We start from the raw sequence: 16,670 nt of genomic DNA, 5'->3' as shown, positions 1-16,670 counted from the left end.
GAGCCGCGAACTTCGGGCACTCGATAGCCGACTTCCATCGCACGGGAGGAAGCGCGTTCGTCTGCTCCCCCGCCACGCGGCGGAGCTGGCCGGCTGCTCCTCAGCGCAGCGCACTGCAGCGCGCGTCGAAATCCTGCGCGAGCTCCGCCAGGCTGACGGCGCCAAGGCGGGCGAAGAGCAGCGCCTCGGCCTCGTGCAGCGCGTCTTCCAGCGCCGCATTGACGGCTTTCTCGACCGCGCATTCGGGGTTCGGATGCTCGTTGCCGATCGCGAAGATCCTCGGTCCGCCGACGGCTCGGTGGACGTCGAGCAGCGACACCTTCTTCAGGTCCGCCGCGATCACCCAGCCGCCGCCATGGCCCTTCTCCGAGCGCACATAACCGGCGTCGCGAAGCCCGGCCATCGTCCGGCGCACCACCACCGCATGGGTGCCGAGCATCTGCGCGATCGCTTCGGACGTCATTGGTCCGTCATGCCGCGCCATGTGGAGCAGCACGTGCAGGGTCCGGGAAAGACGGCTGTCCTTGCGCATCGCGCGATCCTCCACAGGCGACCCGGGATTGGCAAGGGCGGGCACTCATGCTACTTATGATGTTACATGAGTTGTGAAAGGGCGAAGATGAAGCCGTTCGAGGATCCCGATCATTGGGACACCGCCGCCGATCATTATGAGAAGACCGCCCACCCCTTCACGGCGCGCTTCGCCGAGGCGGCGCTTGCCCGGGTGCCGCTCGGGCCCGGCAGCCGGGTGCTGGACGTCGCGGCCGGAACCGGAGCGCTGGCGCTCGCCGCCGCTCGGACCGGGGCGCAGGTGCTTGCGACCGACTTCTCGCCCGGAATGGTGGCGCGGATCGCCGCCGCCGGACTGCCCAATGTCGAGGCGCGGGTGATGGACGGCCAGGCGCTCGACCTTCCGGACGCCTTATTCGACGCGGTCTTTTCGATCTTCGGCGTCATCATGTTCCCGGACTGGCGAAGGGGTCTTCGCGAAATGGCTCGGGTGACCCGGCCCGGCGGCCAAGGCGTTGTCGCGACCTGGCAGGAACGCGGAGCCGCCACCTTTCTCCTGCTCGGCCGGATCCGCGACAAGCTCTTCCCCGGGCGCGAAGGCATGACCATGCCGGAAGCGGTCAGGGCGCTCAGCCGCCCCGAGGATTTTTCTCGCGAACTGATCGACGCCGGCTATCGCGATCCGGAGATCGAGGCCGTGACCTACGATTACGAGCTCGACCTGGCGGCGCTCGCAAAGCCCGATACCCTGTTCGGAATGTCGCCGGACTGGACCAGCCTGAGCGAAGTCGAGAAAGCCGCCGTGCTCGCCGAGGTTCGGCAGCTGGCGGCGGATCGCCCGGTGCTTCCCATCCCCTCGACGGCTCTGATCGCAGTCGCTACTCGGTGAGCCATCGCCGCTTGGCGGGACTGCGCAAGCCTTGACAGCGAGCCCTCGTGCCGATCAGCCTTTGTCCTGCTCGACTGTGTCCTTCAGGAATTCCAGGATCCGCTGCGACTGGTTCGGCAGGAAGTGGTAGCCATCCTCGATGAAGTCGATCTGCGCGTGCGGAACCGTACGTTCAAGTCTCGCCCGTGTATCGCGGGAGTCGAGCAGTACGTCCCGACCGCCGACGATCGCCAGGACGGGCATGTCGAGCCGCCGAAGCTGCTCGTCCGTCAGCCGCGGAATTTCGACCACCCTGGGCCTGATCGCTCGACCCACGCTGTCCATAAGGTCAGCCATCGGTTGCACCTCGGGCGGGAACTCCGCTGGCCGCGGCCCGAAAACCTTTTCCCGGATCTTGTGCCTCCCCCACGAGCCGAGAAGGAGGAGCGGCGCCACCTTCAGCAGGAAGTTCTTCTGCCGGCCAATTCCGGCTGGACTGATCAGGGCCAGCGCTTGCACGGCCGAAGGCCTCCTGCTCGCATAGTCGAGCGCAAGCCAGCCGCCGAGCGAGGTGCCGACGATGCGAGCGGCCCTCAGCCCGAGGCCTTCGAACACATCGTCGAGCCACAAGGCGTGGGCCTCCGTCCGAAGGTCCGGCCGCACCCGGGCGCTCAGCCCGGCTTCGCCGATCATGTCGATGGCGAACAGCCTGAACTGCGACGACCATGAAGGGACATCGGCTATCCAGGCCGCGGAATTGGCCTGCGATCCGTGGAGCAGGACAACGGGCGGAGCATCCTGCGGTCCGCAGGCCAGAACGAAGGTCGAGCCTTGGCATGTCTGAAGGCACAGTTCCGTCTTCGGAACCGGCCAGCCGTCGAGTACCTGCCGGTATTGCGCCTCGACCGTCGCGGCAGCGGCTTCGCTCCGAAACACCGGGTCGGTCATGGCCGGGGTCCGATCTGAAGTTGCAGCATGTCGAGCAGTCGGGACGTATCGGCCGGGCTGCCGATCATGACGATTTTGACCGTCCTGGCCACGGGATCGAACGCCGTGTTGAGGTGCAGCGGCGACGTGCCGGAATCGCCGGTCAAGGCAGCGGAAGCCAGGAACGTCGCCATCCGCTCCGCTCGTTCGGCCGTCATCTCGGGAAGGTCGACGATACAGGTGACGCGCACCTCGTCCCCTCTCCCCGCTTCGCCGCTCGCCAGGCCGGCAAAGGCATCCAGTCGAGCCCGGTCAATCCGGTAGGACTTGCCGATCCGGGTCGCCGCAAGCCGGCCCTCGCGAATGTGACGGAGCACGGTCTTGGGATGAAGCTTCAGCTGCTCGGCAGCCTCTTCAACGGTGACAAGACCATATGACATCAACAGTGCTCCCTTTTACTCCTCTATATGCCTTACTATCCCTCCTAAATGGTAGCAATAGGGCATGTTTCGGTACCTCAGACGATGCGTTAGCTTGCAGGAGCTGGAACGGCAAGGCAGCAGCCACTCGGAGGCAGAGATCCGGCTCCTCTTCCGTCAATGATAAGGACCGGCAGCGCCCGATGCCCTGCTTAACGGAAGATCGGACGGGACTGGCAATTAGGCTACGAGGCCCGGATCTGGATAAGTTCTTCAGGTCAACATGGGTTAGGGACAATGATCCCCTTAGGAGCTAAACCTCTCTATCGCTGAACTTACCACCGGCCTGTCAGCGACCGTGAGACATAAGTGCTCCCGCCGTAGCGGAGAGCACGATGTCAGGCCCGTCGAATCGAACATTGGACCCGTTGGTCCGCAAGCTCGCTTATTGGGGCAAGCTCGACTCGGCCGACGAGCAAGCCCTGCTCGATCTCCCGCATCAGGTGAAGAGGCTGGAGCGGCACGGCTTCATCGTTCGCGAACGCGAGCGGACCTCCCATTCGTGCCTGATGCTCTCGGGTTTCGCCTTCCGGCACAAGATCGTCGTCGGTGGGGCTCGGCAGATCGTCGCCGTTCACATGAAGGGCGACATGGTCGACCTCCAGAATTCCTTTCTGGGCGTGGCCGATCATAGCGTCCAGATGCTCACCGAAGGCGAGGTCGCCTTCATCCCGCGCGATGCCGTCAAGCAACTGGCGTTCGAGCGTCCGCGCATCGGGCTGGCCATGTGGATCGACACGCTCGTCGACGGTTCGATTTTCAGGGAATGGATAGCCAATGTCGGGCGGCGCGACGCCCATACCCGTCTTGCCCATCTCCTTTGCGAATTCTCGCTCCGTCTCAAGGTCGCGGGTCTGGGCGAGGCGACCGAATATGAATTGCCGATGACCCAGGAACAGATTGCCGACTGCACCGGCCTCACCCCCGTCCATGTCAACCGGACCTTGAAGGCGCTCGAAACCGAACGGCTGATCGAACGTCGAAGCAGCCGCACCGTCGTCATCGGCGACTGGAGAAAGCTGGCCGATGCGGGCGACTTCGACAGCACCTATCTGCACCTGCGCATCGACGAAGCCGCGCTCGGATGAGGCTGAGCCGGCTCCAACCGGCGGCCGCGCTTCGCCGCGGGCTGACAGGAACATCCCTCCTCCCCATGAGCGCTGGTCGCTTATTGCCGGCCTTCCGCCATTCGGTGACTAAGAGACATGATCGTGCTCCCGACCCAGGAGCACAGACATGTCTCGTTATTTCTTCCATCTGAGGGACAGTATCGACGAGGTGCTCGATCCCGACGGCATCATCATGACCGGCGAGGCGGTAGCGGGAACGGCCCTGATGCAGGCCCGTGACTGCATGGCGGGCGACGTCAGGACCGGACGGCTCGATTTGCCGTACCGAATCGATGTTCACGACGACGGCGGCGCCCTCGTTCATTCGCTGCCCTTCGCAGCGGCGGTGGAAATCATTGTGGCGGGTTAGCCCGGCACGCGTTGCGCCGAACTGGCGTGGCTGCCTGCACGCCCGTACCCCGCCAAACCGTTCCCACGGTCCCTCCTGCGCTGGTCGCCGGACGCTTCCTACTGGCCGGCGGTCCGAGCCTTCGCCGCTTTTCCCTTGCTGCGCGGCTCAGCCGCCGCCGGTCGCGCTCCCCTGGGTCTGCCCGCCGGCAATGCCTTTCCTGCTGTCCTCTTCGCCGACGACATCGGGCCCGCCGGTGACTCCGGCATCGTTCTTCAGATCTTCGCTGGTCAACCCGCCTTGGCGGCCGGTGCCACCGCCTGCGGGAGCGTCGGGCGGAGGAACGCCGCTCTCGTCTTGCTGCTGCCCCTCGATCGGGCCGCCGCCGCCATTGGCGCCGGATGTACCGGTCGCGTCGACGGTGGTGCTCGGGTGACCGGCTCTATCGCCTGCTCCTGTCATGGCACTGCTCCTGAAATAAGTCGCCTATGTCGCCGCGGCTTCGGCGGGTGCTGTCCAGTCCCGCTCGGTCGATCGCGCCGTTGCGCTGAGCTTCAAACGCTTTCGGTGCTGCTCGGCCAGGCGCCGGCAGATCCGCCGATTGCGGGTGTCGCCGGCACGAACGGCCGCTGCCGACCAGTTCCGCACGAGAAGGGCCAGCTCGTCCGGAGAACGCCCGGTGCCTCGATCCATCTTCTGTCGGTCCATGCCTCGATCCTCGCCGAACCTGCCTGGCTCATGAACGGACGAACCATCGGCAGTGTTGCAGCCATTCTGCCTAACCTGTGTGAAACCAGAAGTTTGCCCAGGATCAGCAGATGGAATGTCGGCGGGTTCAGTCGAGGATGCAGTGAGGGCGGGTTCGGGAAGCGGGACCGCGAATCTCGATCACCTTTTCCAGATGCAGCGACGAGAGCTGGAGATGCGATCTGGCGACAGGCATCAAGGGCGCGGTGAGGCCCAGATGAAGCTCCCGCATCGCCCGCTCCGGATGGTAGTTCAGATCCTCTTCTTCGCACATTTTTCTTGTTCCTTGCCAAGGCTTTACCGTCCTCTGACAAGGAACCGCCACGCCCGCATTCACCAGCGTTAAGGCGCTGGAGAAAATGCAGCTGATCCAGGTTGGCGCCGCACCCGAGTTCGAGGAAGCAGGCGCGCAGACCGGGAGCCGGCAGGACGATCCCCGCCGGCGCTGTCGATAGGGACTCATTCCTGCCGAAATCCCGATTACGTCGCGACGGCCCGCAAGCCGCCCGGGAACAATCAAGGCCTGCCTGGCCCGCCTTCGCTCAGTCGTCCCGGCTTACGAACTTGTTGAACCGGCTGTCGCTGCCGTCGGAGGTCTCGTCCTGGTGCAGGAAAGCGAGTTCGTTCTCGTCGAAGATCCTGAAGAACTCGTCCCAGCCAATCTCCCGCAGACCCTCGTCATCGTCTCCTCCGGGCTCGTCGAAATTGATCCTGAGGATTCCTCCGCCGCCCTTTCCGGACGTCGCATCGACGACAGCCGGCTTGCCGCCGCGCGCCTCCGCCCAACGCCGAATTTCGTCATGGGCAATGGTTTTGGTGGCGGTGCTCATGAGGCTGCTCCCATCGGGTTGATTTCGAAAGAAACCGGCGGGGCCGATAGAGTTCCAGGCTTTGCCGACGAACCAGTCGATGACGTCGCCTCCCCTATCCGTACTACTACTTAGGGCCGCCGCTGGAGATTCTTAGCCGGGGGTCGGCATGGCTCCGCTTGATCCTTCTCAATCCGGATTGCTGGAGCTTTGACATGAACCGCCTGAAGATCAGCGGCCGCCTCAACCTGGTGAGTCTCGCCGCGATCGTGGGACTCGCCCTCGTCCTCGCCGTGTCCCTGATTCACCTCAACACCGTCATGCGCAGCGACATTGCCGACCGGACCCGCAAGACCGTCGAATCCGCGCACAGCATCCTCGTCCATTATCAGGGGGAGGAAGCGGCGGGGCGCCTGACGCGCGAACAGGCGCAGTCCGCCGCGCTCGCCGCCGTCGGCGCCATGCGCTACGGCGAGGACGATTATTTCTGGGTCAACGACATGCAGCCCCGGATGATCATGCACCCGTTCCAGCCGGCGCTGAACGGCACCGACATCGGCAACAAGACCGACGCCGACGGCAATTTCATGTTCCGCGAAATGGTCGACATCGTCCGCGCCCAGGGCGAAGGCCTGGTCTATTACCAATGGGAACGGCCCGGTGCGACCGAGGCGGAGGCCAAGGTTTCCTATGTGAAGGGCTTCGCGCCTTGGGGCTGGATCATCGGCTCCGGAGTCTACATGACCGATATCGACACGGCCGTGTTCGAGACCGCCCTCACCCAGGGCGCCCTCGCCCTGATCATCATGCTCGTCGTGGCCGTGCTCAGCTGGCTGCTCAGCCGCTCCATCTCCCGCCCGGTCGTGAGCCTGACGGGACGCATGCGCAGCCTCGCTGACGGCGACGTCCACGCGCCGATCCCGGGCCTCGGCCGAGGCGACGAAGTCGGCGAAATGGCGGCGGCGCTCGGAGTCTTCCGCGACGCGGCGATCGCCAAGGCGGAAGTGGAAAAGGCCAAGGCCCGCGCCGATGCCGACCAGAATTTCGTCGTCGACACGCTTTCCTCGCGGCTTTCCGCCATTTCCGAGGGCGATCTCACCGCCGAGATCGACGTCGAATTCCCCGGCACCTACGCCTCGATCAAGGCCGACTTCAACAAGGCGGTCGGCAATCTTCGCGGCCTGATCGCCAGCCTGGCCCGAGCCACCGGCAATATCCGCAGCGGCTCCGACGAAATCGCCCGAGCCGCCGAGGATCTCGCCCGGCGCACGGAAAGCAATGCCGCCAGCCTCGAGCAGACTTCGGCCGCCTTGAACCAGATGGAAGCGCGCCTGCGCGAAACCGCCCGCGAAGCCGGCCGGACCGTCGAGCAGACGAGCCAGGCCATGACCTTCGTCGTCGCCGGCCGAAGCACGGCCGATCAGGCCATGGGCGCGATGAACCGGGTCGCCGACAGCGCCCGGGGAATCGACCAGGTGATCGAAGGCCTCGACAAGATTGCCTTCCAGACCCGAGTTCTCGCGATGAACGCGGCGGTCGAGGCCGGCCGCGCCGGCGAGGCGGGTCGCGGCTTCGCCGTCGTCGCCGATCTCGTCAGTGCCCTCGCCATGCGCTCGGAGGAGGAAGCGAAGCGCGCCCGCGAACAGCTCACCGCCACGCAGAGCGACGTCGTCACCGCGGTCGAGATGGTCCAGAAGGTCGATGGCGCGCTCGCCAACATCACCGGCGGGGTCGAGCAGGTGCACGAGCTCGTCGCCAAGATGGCGGACGACAACAACGCCCAGTCGGGAACGATCACCGAAATCAACGCCGCCGTCGGCGCAATGGATCGCTCGACCCAGCAGAATGCGGCGATGGTCGAGGAAACCTCCGCGGCGGCCGTCAACCTCGCCCGCGAGGTCCAGTCGCTGGCCGCCCATGCCGGGCAGTTCCGGATCGACTCCGATGCTCCCGGAGCGAGGTCCCGCCCCCGCTCCCAGGCACCGGCCAGGCCGATCCTGGCCGAAGCCGAAGCCGAGCCGCCCGTCCCGGTCTTCGGCTGACCTCGAACGTCCTTTCCCTCGGAGAACAAGATGAGCCTCCTTCTTCGGCGGGCGCTGCTCGCCGGGGCGGCCTTCGCCGCCCTTCCCGCCGCCTCCCCGGCCCTCGCCGCCGGCGAAGCGCCTTCGACGGCCGAGCTCGAAGCCCGGCTTCGTGCCCTCGAATCCAGCCTTCATGAGCTTCGGCAGGAGCTTGCCCGCGCCCGCGCCGCTTCGGCGGTCGCGCCCGATCCGGTCCCGTCTGCGCCGCCGGCGATCGCCGCCGCGTCCGTTCCGCCCGTTGCCGCTTCGCCGGCTTCACCCTCGCCTTCACCGGCCTCAGCCACGATCGGGGGCACCCGGCTTCGGCTGACCGGCTACGTCAAGACTTGGCTGTCGGCGAGCCGCTATGCGGACGGGCCGCTCGCCGCCGCCTCGGCCGGCCAGGATTTCTATGTTCCGGGGACGATCCCGGTCGGCGGTCGCGGCGAAGGCCTGTCCTTCGGGATCAACGCCAAGCAGACTCGGCTGGCGCTCGCCACCGCCACCCCGATCGGCGATCGCTCGCTCGACGGGCTGATTGAGATCGATTTCCAGTCCTCGCCCGGCCTCGGCACTCAGCGGATGACCAATGCCTATAATCCGGCCCTTCGCCGCGCCTTCTTCTCGTTCGGCGGTTTCCTCGCCGGGCAGGAATGGACCAATTTCCAGTTCGTTGGCGCTCTTCCGGAGACCACCGACTATCTGGGTCCGAGCGAGGGGACGGTGTTCGTGCGCCAGGCGCAGCTGCGTTATTCGGCGTCGATCGGCCGCGGACTCACCCTGTCCGCGGCGCTCGAAAACCCGGCCACCGTGGCCGCGGACGCCCGCTCGTCGCTCCTCGTCGAATATGGCACCGATCGCTCGCCCGATTTCACCACCCGGGTGGGTTTGAAGCTCGGTCGCTCCGAACTCTCGCTTGCCGGCCTCGTCCGAAGCCTCACCGTCAATACCGGCTCGGCCCGGGACAGCACGTTCGGGTGGGGCGTGTCCGCGGCCGGGAAGATCGCCCTCGGCACTCGTCACGACGTCCGCTTCATGCTCACCCATGGCGAGGGCATCGGCCGCTATGTCGGGCTCAACCTCGCCCCGGATGCTTTGGTCGCCCGCGGCGCCGGCCTGGATCTTCGCCCCGTTGGAGTCACCGCCGGCTTCGCCGCGCTGCGCATCGGCTGGACCGATCGCCTGCGCTCGACGCTGACGGGCAGCTTCCAGACCATCGACCATCCCGGCGTCCTCGCCGCCGCCGATCTTAACGATCGCGCCTGGAGCGCCTCGGCCAACCTCTTCTTCACTCCGGTCGGCCCGCTCGACCTCGGCATCGAGCTGCGCCACGGCCGAAGACGCCTCGTCTCCGGCGCCGAAGGCGAAGTCGAGCGCGCGGAGGTCGCGGCGAAGTACAGCTTTTGAGGTCTACGGCGGGCTCGCCGCGCCCGTCGCGAACCGAGTCAATCCCAATGAATGGAACCATCCACACCAGCAATCACAATCACCGGCCTTTCAGTCGTCCTAAGCTTGATCGCGCGGAGCAGGCACCTGCTGCACCCGCTCGACCGAATCTTGGGTCCGCATACTCAAGTGCCTTTGACGACCTTCCGAGACATGCCCCAGGTCTGCTGGGCTCCTCCTCCCCTTTCTCGCGATCGTTCGCTTCCCGGCGTTGGATCTAGTCCGCGGGCGCTGGATCCGCTTGATCCTTACCAATCCGGATTGCTGGAGCTTCCAACACGAGCCGCCTGAAGATCAGCGGCCGCCAGCACTTTCCTCACCCCTCGCGCAGCCTGGCGGATACGCTGTTCGTTCTCGACCAGAGCGATCCGGACGAAGCCTTCGCCCTGCTCGCCGAAGCCCACGCCCGGCGCGACCGCCACTTGCGCCCCGGCGAGCAGGTGCTTGGCAAATTGGATCGACCCAAACGCTCGGAAGGGCTCCGGCACCGGCGCCCAGGCGAACATGCTCGCCTCTGGCGGCGGGATTTGCCAGCCGGCGCGACCGAAGCTCTCCACCAGCACGTCGCGGCGCGCCTTGTAGAGCCGGCGATTGGCCTCGATCACGTCCTGAGGCCCGTTGAGCGCCGCGACGGCAGCCGCCTGTACTGGCGTGAAGGCGCCATAGTCGAGATAGGACTTCACGCGTCCGAGGGCGGCGATGAGCTCTCGATTGCCGACGGCAAAGCCGATCCGCCATCCCGCCATAGAGAAGGTCTTCGACATCGAGGTGAACTCGACGGCCACGTCCCTCGCGCCGGGCACCTGAAGGATTGACGGGGTCGGCTCCTCGCCAAAATAGATTTCGGCATAAGCGAGGTCGCTGATCACCCACAAAGCATGTTCGCGGGCGAAATCGACCACCTGTTTGTAGAAGTCGAAAGTCGCCGTGTACGCGGTCGGGTTCGACGGATAACCGATCACCAGCACAGACGGCTTCGGGACGGTGAAGCGGACGGCGCGCTCCAGGCTTTCCAAGAACTCCGGCCCCGGCGCAGCGGGAATGGAGCGGATCGCCGCCCCCGCTATGGTGAAACCGAACTGATGGATGGGATAGGAGGGGTTCGGCGCCAGCACGACGTCGCCCGGCGCCGTGATCGCCTGTGCAAGGTTAGCGAGGCCCTCCTTCGAGCCAAGGGTGACGATCACCTCCGTCTCGGGATCGAGGTCCACCGCGAAGCGGCGCTGGTAATAGGCCGCCTGGGCGCGGCGCAGGCCCGGAATGCCGCGCGATGCCGAGTAACGATGCGCTTTCGGGTCGCGAGCAACCTCCGCCAGCTTCTCGACGACGTGCGGCGCTGGGGGCGTGTCGGGATTGCCCATGCCCAGGTCGATAATATCCTCCCCGCGCGCACGAGCGGCCGCCTTCATCGCATTCACCTCGGCGAAGACGTAGGGCGGAAGACGCCGGATGCGGTAGAAATCTGAGTTCATGAGGAAAGGAACGCATGAACGGCTGTGGCGCAGTCCCGACCCTCGCGGATCGCCCATACCACCAGCGACTGACCCCGACGCATGTCCCCGCAGGCAAAGACGCGCTCGCGACTGGTGGCATAGTCGCCGAAGCCGGCGCGAATCACGCCTCCGTCCTGCACGATGCCTGCAGCGGTCCCGGCAAAGGCGGTGCCGGTGAAGCCCATCGCTAGCAGGACGAGATCTGCCCGGATCTTGAACTGCGAACCGGGCACCGTTTCAATCCGCCCGCCGGCCCAGCGGACCCGTTCGCAGCGCAATCGCTCGACCCTGGTCTCCCCCTCGAAGGCGACGGTGGCGACGGAAAAGTCCCGCTCGCAACCTTCCTGATGGCTTGAGGAGGTGCTCAACCTGAGCGGCCAGAACGGCCAGGTCAGGGCCTTGTCCTCACGCGCAGGCGGCTTTGGCATGATCTCGAGCTGGGTGATCGACGCCGCTCCTTGCCGGTTCGCCGTGCCGATGCAGTCGGACCCGGTGTCGCCGCCGCCGATCACCACCACGTGCTTGCCGCGTGCGTTTATCGTGCCGCCAGGTGCCGCCGTCGCCTCATCGTCGCCGGCAACTCGGCGGTTCTGCTGGACAAGATAGTCCATCGCGAAGTGGATGCCCGGCAGTTCGCGCCCCGGAACCGGCAGGTCGCGGGGTTGTTCGGCGCCGCACGTCAGAACGACGATTTCATGATCGTCGAGCAGGCGCTCGATGTCGATGTCGATGCCGACATGCACGTTGGTCCGGAACTGCACCCCCTCTTGCTCCATCTGCGCGACCCGCCGGTCGATCAGAGGCTTTTCCAGCTTGAAGTCCGGAATGCCGTAGCGAAGCAGTCCGCCGATCCGGTCGGCCTTTTCGAACACCGTCACATGGTGCCCCATCCGTGCGAGCTGTTGTGCGCAGGCAAGCCCTGCGGGACCCGAGCCGGCGACGGCAATCCGCCGGCCACTTGCCTGTCGTGCCAGGCGCGGCTCGATCCAACCCTCCCGCCAGGCGCGGTCGGCAATCTCGCACTCGATCGTCTTGATTGTGACCGGCTCTTCCTCGAGATTAAGCGTGCAGGCTGCCTCGCATGGAGCCGGGCAGACGCGTCCGGTGAACTCGGGAAAATTGTTGGTGGCGTGGAGCCGGTCGATCGCGGCACGCCAATCCCGATCGGTCACGAGATCGTTCCAGTCCGGGATCAGGTTGTTCACGGGGCAGGCCGTGTGGCAAAAGGGGACGCCGCAATCCATGCAGCGCTCCGCCTGCTGCGCGACCGCTTCGGCGGGCAGCGGTTCGGCCAATTCGCGCCAGTCCTGAACGCGCTCTTCGACCGGCCGGTAGCGCCGATCCCGCCGCTTGATCTCCAGAAAGCCTGTCGGATTGGTCATCGCCCTACTCCGCCGCAACGAGCCGGCCGGCGAGGGCGCGGCGATATTCGTGCGGCATCACCTGGACGAAATCGCTCAGGCAGTGCCGCCAATCGGCAAGAAGTCCGCGCGCACGCAGGCTCCCGGTAAGATCGCGGTGACGCTCGATCAGGTCCCTTAGCTGCGTTTCGTCTTCGACCGGCTCCAGCGCAACGCCTTCGCGGTTGCAGCGCTCGGAAAGGCGGCGCTCGGGATCCCAGACATAGGCGATGCCGCCCGACATTCCCGCGGCGAAGTTGCGCCCGACCGCTCCAAGCACGACGACCACGCCGCCCGTCATATACTCGCAGCCATGGTCGCCGGTCCCTTCGACGACCGCAACCGCACCGGAGTTGCGGACGGCGAACCGCTCGCCGGCCACGCCGCAGAAGAACGCCTCGCCGGCGACGGCGCCGTAGAGGCAGGTATTCCCGACGATGATGTTCCCCGCGGGATCCCGCCTCGCTTGCGGCGGCTGCCGAACGATCAGGCGGCCGCCGCTGAGGCCCTTGCCGACATAATCGTTGGCATCGCCGATCAGCTCCAGCGTCAGCCCATGCGCGAGGAACGCGCCAAAGCTCTGCCCGGCGGTACCGAGGAGCGTGGCGTGCACCGAACCCTCGGCCAGTCCGGCATGGCCGTGGCGGCGGGCGATCTCGCCCGAGGCCATGGCGCCGATCGCGCGATCGACGTTGGTGACCTGCATCTCGATGCGGGCGGGGATGGCGTCGAACGCCTCCATCAGGCGGGCATCGACCCGCGCCTGCGGTGTGCGGTGGAGGGCACCCCCGAACCGCCGCTCCGCGCTGTCGAGCGGAACGAACAAAAGTCTCGAAAGGTCGGCGGCCCCTGCCTTCCAATGATCCTGAACCCTGCGCGGTTCGAGCAGGTCGGCGCGCCCGATCATCTCGTCGACGGTGCGCAGCCCCAGCGAAGCCATGATCCCGCGCAGTTCCTCGGCGACGAAGAAGAAGTAGTTGATCACATGCTCGGGTGCGCCCGTGAACTTCGCGCGCAGCGCCGGGTCCTGCGTGGCGATGCCGACCGGGCAGGTGTTGAGATGGCATTTTCGCATCATGATACAGCCTGCGGCGATCAGCGGTGCGGTGGCGAAGCCGAACTCGTCGGCGCCGAGCAGGGCCGCGACGGCGACATCGCGGCCGGTTCGCAGACCGCCGTCGGCCTGAACCGTCACTCGACCCCTGAGGCCGTTGAGCACCAGCGTCTGCTGCGCTTCGGCGAGACCGATCTCCCATGGGGAGCCGGCATGAGAGAGGGACGTCAGCGGAGACGCGCCGGTGCCGCCTTCATAGCCAGCGATCGTGACGTGATCGGCGAGGCACTTGGCGACACCCGCGGCGACCGTGCCGACGCCGGTCTCCGAGACCAGTTTCACCGAGATCCGGGCGGCGGGGTTCACATGACGCAGATCGTGGACCAGCTGGGCCAAGTCCTCGATCGAATAGATGTCATGATGGGGCGGAGGCGAGATCAGGCTGACGCCTGGCGTCGCGTGGCGCACCGCGGCGATGTGGCGGTCCACCTTGTGGCCGGGAAGCTGGCCACCCTCGCCGGGCTTGGCGCCCTGGGCGATCTTGATCTGGAGATCGTCCGCGTTGACCAGATAGGCCGTGGTGACGCCAAAGCGGCCGGAGGCGACTTGCTTGATCGCCGACCGCTCGTCCGTGACGAAGCGGTCCGGCTCTTCGCCGCCTTCGCCAGTATTCGATTTGCCGCCGATCCGGTTCATGGCGACGGCGAGCGTCGCGTGCGCCTCGCGGCTGATCGAGCCGAAGCTCATTGCACCGGTGGCGAACCGCTTGACGATTTCCGACGCGGGCTCGACTTCGTCCAGCGGCACCGGCGGCCCGGCAGGCCTGAAGTCGAGCAGCCCACGGATGGTCAGCAGGCGGCGGCTCTGCTCGTTCATCCCGGCCGCGAAGGCGCGATACTTGTCGGGAAGATTGCCGCGGACGGCGTGCTGAAGGTCGGCGATGGTATCGAGCGTCCAGGCATGCGCCTCGCCGCCGGCGCGAAGCGCGTACAGGCCGCCGACATCCAGCCGTTCGGCGAGCGGCGCATGGGCGGCGCGATGGCGGCGGGCGGTTTCTTCGGCAATCTCGGCAAGGCCAATGCCCTCGATGCTGGTGGCGGTGCCGGTAAAATATCGTTCGACGAAGTCGGCGTTGAGCCCGACCGCATCAAAGGTCTGAGCACCGCAATAGGACTGGAATGTCGAGATACCCATCTTGGACATGACCTTCAGCATGCCCTTGCTGATCGCCTTGATGTAGCTGGCCTGCGCTTCGGCTGCGGGGAGCGCGATCTTTCCTCGCTCGCACAGATCTTCGATCGTGTCGAAGGCAAGCCAGGGGTTGATCGCTTCCGCTCCATAGCCGGCAAGGACGCAGAAATGATGGACCTCCCGTGCCTCGCCGGTCTCCAGGACGAGTCCAGTCTGCATTCTGAGGCCCTGGCGGATCAGGTGGTGGTGGACCGCGCCGGTGGCGAGCGCGGCGGGAATCGGGATTCGGTTCGGACCTTCCTCCCGGTCGGAAAGGACCAGCACGTTGATCTCTGCGAGCACCGCCTCGGTCGCTTCCCAGCAGAGACGCTGGATCGCCGCCGCGAGCGACTCGGCATCGCCGCCGTTCGGCCAGGTGGCGTCGAGCGTGCGGGTGCGGAACGCGCCATCCATCGTCTGGTCGATCGACCGGACTTTCTCGAGATCCTCGTTGGTGAGGATCGGTTGCGAGACCTCAAGCCGCTTGTGGTTGCCCGCGTTCCGGCCGAGCAGGTTGGGGCGCGGGCCGATCATCGAGACCAGGCTCATCACCAGGCTTTCACGGATCGGATCGATCGGCGGGTTGGTGACCTGCGCGAAATCCTGCTTGAAATAATCGTAAAGGAGACGAGGTCGGGCGGAAAGGATCGCGAGCGGGGTGTCCGTTCCCATTGATCCGACCGGATCGTCCGCCTGCGCAGCCATGGGCGCGAGGAAGAACTTCTCGTCCTCCTCAGTGTAGCCGAAGCTCATCTGCGTGCGTCGAAACACCTCCAGGTCGGGCGGGCGGCGAATCGGGTGGCAGCCGGGCGGAAGGTCCGCAAGGTTGAACTGGGTCTCGCTCAGCCAGTCGCCATAGGGTTCGGCCGCGGCGAGCTGCGCCTTCACTTCCTCGTCCTCGACAAGGCGGCCCTGTTCGAGGTCGATCAGAAGCATCCTGCCAGGCTGGAGCCGCCACTTTCGGACGATCCTCTCCTCCGGGATCGGAAGCACGCCGCTTTCCGAGGCCATCACGACGAGATCGTCGTCGGTGACGCAGAAGCGGGCCGGCCGGAGCCCATTGCGGTCGAGCGTCGCGCCGATCTGCCGCCCATCGGTGAAGGCAATCGCCGCAGGGCCGTCCCAGGGCTCCATCAGCGCGGCATGATATTCGTAAAAAGCGCGCCTTTGCGCCTCCATCTGCGGATTGCCGGCCCATGCCTCCGGGATCAGCAGCATCATTGCGTGCGGCAGGGAATAGCCGCCCACGATCAGCAGTTCGAGCGCATTGTCGAGGCAGGCGCTGTCGGACTGGCCGTGCGGGATGATCGGCCATATCTTGTCCAGGTCATCCCCCAGCAGCGCGCTCTTCATCGTCCGCCGCCGCGCATTCATCCAGTTCACGTTACCGCGAACCGTGTTGATCTCCCCATTGTGCGCAATCATCCGATAGGGGTGGGCGAGGCGCCAGCTCGGAAAGGTGTTGGTCGAGAAACGCTGATGCACCATCGCCAGTGCGGAGGTGGTGAGCGGGTTCGTCAGGTCCTTGTAGAAGCGCCTGACATCGTGGGCCAGCAGCATGCCCTTGTAGACGAGGGTGCGGCTTGAGAAGCTGGCAATGTAGAAGTCGGCGAGCCCCGGAAGGTCGTGCTTCGCCGCCAGTTCGGCGAGGGGATTTTGGACCTGCTTGCGGATGGCGAGCAGCTTGCGCTCGAAACCGTCCTGGTCCTTCGTCGTCGGGCCGCGAGCGACGATTGCCTGCCGGATTACCGGCACGGTCGGCAGCACCGAGGCGCTGACGACGTTATGGTCTACCGGCACGTCGCGCCAGCCGAGAAACAGCTGCCCCTCAATCTTCACGAAACGCTCCAGCCGTGCCTCGGCCACGGCGCGGGCGGCGGCGTCGCCCGGCAAAAAGCACATCGCCACGGCGTAGTCGCCAGGCTCGGGCAAGGCGATCCGTGCGCCCTTCGCCCACTCGCGCAGCAAGGCGTCGGGCATCTGGATCAGGCAACCGGCGCCATCCCCCATGGTCGGGTCGGCTCCGACGCCGCCGCGATGGGCAAGATTGGCGAGAATCTGGAGCCCCTTGGCAATGATGCCGTTGGTGCGCTCGCCCTTCACATGGGCGACGAATCCCATCCCGCAGCTGTCATGCTCGCGCGACGGTTGATAAAGCCCTTGTGCGTTCAACGCCTGCGCCACTCCTT

15 protein-coding genes are annotated in these 16,670 nt (G+C 66.0%); 5 read left to right on the top strand and 10 right to left on the bottom strand.

From position 1 onward, the window contains the following. Nucleotides 1–100: 100 nt before the first annotated feature. Nucleotides 101–532: an Rrf2 family transcriptional regulator gene (locus ACRYLT_RS12080; protein ID WP_482665440.1), complete on the bottom strand. Its 432-nt coding sequence runs from the start codon at nt 530–532 to the stop codon at nt 101–103. A gap of 87 nt (nt 533–619) precedes the next feature. Here ACRYLT_RS12080 and ACRYLT_RS12075 point away from each other — a divergent pair, with 87 nt between their 5' ends. Beyond that, nucleotides 620–1,399, top strand: coding sequence for a class I SAM-dependent methyltransferase (locus tag ACRYLT_RS12075; protein WP_482664341.1), 780 nt, complete (start codon nt 620–622; stop codon nt 1,397–1,399). A 54-nt stretch (nt 1,400–1,453) separates the two neighbouring features. Here ACRYLT_RS12075 and ACRYLT_RS12070 read toward each other — a convergent pair whose 3' ends face one another. Beyond that, nucleotides 1,454–2,326: an alpha/beta fold hydrolase gene (locus ACRYLT_RS12070; RefSeq protein ID WP_482664340.1), complete on the bottom strand. Its 873-nt coding sequence runs from the start codon at nt 2,324–2,326 to the stop codon at nt 1,454–1,456. Then, complete coding sequence (locus ACRYLT_RS12065) at nt 2,323–2,745, bottom strand: helix-turn-helix domain-containing protein (protein WP_482664339.1); 423 nt, start codon at nt 2,743–2,745, stop codon at nt 2,323–2,325. Before ACRYLT_RS12065 ends, ACRYLT_RS12070 begins: the two co-directional genes overlap by 4 nt. Nucleotides 2,746–3,143: 398 nt before the next feature. Between ACRYLT_RS12065 and ACRYLT_RS12060 the strand changes: the two genes are divergently transcribed. Next, nucleotides 3,144–3,872, top strand: coding sequence for a Crp/Fnr family transcriptional regulator (locus ACRYLT_RS12060; protein ID WP_482664338.1), 729 nt, complete (start codon nt 3,144–3,146; stop codon nt 3,870–3,872). A 148-nt stretch (nt 3,873–4,020) separates the two neighbouring features. Then, nucleotides 4,021–4,263 carry a DUF6894 family protein gene (locus ACRYLT_RS12055; protein WP_482664337.1) on the top strand — a complete coding sequence of 81 codons (243 nt, stop codon included), beginning with the start codon at nt 4,021–4,023 and terminating at the stop codon, nt 4,261–4,263. A gap of 147 nt (nt 4,264–4,410) precedes the next feature. On the opposite strand, the gene ACRYLT_RS12050 is transcribed toward ACRYLT_RS12055, so the two are convergent. The 4 genes from ACRYLT_RS12050 to ACRYLT_RS12035 all read right to left on the bottom strand — a co-directional run bounded on the left by ACRYLT_RS12050 (nt 4,411) and on the right by ACRYLT_RS12035 (nt 5,819). Continuing rightward, nucleotides 4,411–4,704, bottom strand: coding sequence for a hypothetical protein (locus ACRYLT_RS12050; RefSeq protein WP_482664336.1), 294 nt, complete (start codon nt 4,702–4,704; stop codon nt 4,411–4,413). A gap of 24 nt (nt 4,705–4,728) precedes the next feature. Beyond that, complete coding sequence (locus tag ACRYLT_RS12045) at nt 4,729–4,950, bottom strand: hypothetical protein (RefSeq protein ID WP_482664335.1); 222 nt, start codon at nt 4,948–4,950, stop codon at nt 4,729–4,731. A gap of 127 nt (nt 4,951–5,077) precedes the next feature. Then, nucleotides 5,078–5,263 (bottom strand): hypothetical protein, encoded by a 186-nt coding sequence (locus ACRYLT_RS12040; RefSeq protein WP_482664334.1) that lies wholly within the window; start codon nt 5,261–5,263, stop codon nt 5,078–5,080. A gap of 268 nt (nt 5,264–5,531) precedes the next feature. Beyond that, on the bottom strand, nt 5,532–5,819 hold the full coding sequence (locus ACRYLT_RS12035) for a hypothetical protein (RefSeq protein WP_482664333.1): 288 nt from the start codon (nt 5,817–5,819) through the stop codon (nt 5,532–5,534). A 194-nt stretch (nt 5,820–6,013) separates the two neighbouring features. On the opposite strand from ACRYLT_RS12035, the gene ACRYLT_RS12030 reads away from it, so the two are divergent. Further along, nucleotides 6,014–7,840, top strand: coding sequence for a cache domain-containing protein (locus ACRYLT_RS12030; protein WP_482664332.1), 1,827 nt, complete (start codon nt 6,014–6,016; stop codon nt 7,838–7,840). Nucleotides 7,841–7,870: 30 nt separating this feature from the next. After that, nucleotides 7,871–9,265 carry a DcaP family trimeric outer membrane transporter gene (locus ACRYLT_RS12025; RefSeq protein ID WP_482664331.1) on the top strand — a complete coding sequence of 465 codons (1,395 nt, stop codon included), beginning with the start codon at nt 7,871–7,873 and terminating at the stop codon, nt 9,263–9,265. Nucleotides 9,266–9,552: 287 nt separating this feature from the next. On the opposite strand, the gene ACRYLT_RS12020 is transcribed toward ACRYLT_RS12025, so the two are convergent. The 3 genes from ACRYLT_RS12020 to gltB are packed head-to-tail and all read right to left on the bottom strand — an operon-like array spanning nt 9,553 to nt 16,602. Then, complete coding sequence (locus ACRYLT_RS12020) at nt 9,553–10,776, bottom strand: LL-diaminopimelate aminotransferase (RefSeq protein WP_482664330.1); 1,224 nt, start codon at nt 10,774–10,776, stop codon at nt 9,553–9,555. Further along, nucleotides 10,773–12,179, bottom strand: a complete 1,407-nt coding sequence (locus ACRYLT_RS12015; protein ID WP_482664329.1) for a glutamate synthase subunit beta — start codon at nt 12,177–12,179, stop codon at nt 10,773–10,775. Before ACRYLT_RS12015 ends, ACRYLT_RS12020 begins: the two co-directional genes overlap by 4 nt. 4 nt (nt 12,180–12,183) lie before the next feature. After that, entirely contained in the window at nt 12,184–16,602 is a 4,419-nt protein-coding gene (gene gltB / locus ACRYLT_RS12010) for a glutamate synthase large subunit (protein WP_482665439.1), read from the bottom strand. Nucleotides 16,603–16,670: the final 68 nt, after the last annotated feature.

This window comes from Sphingosinicella sp. SM1-17 (assembly GCF_056821765.1).
This window is presented reverse-complemented; position numbering and strand designations above follow the sequence as displayed.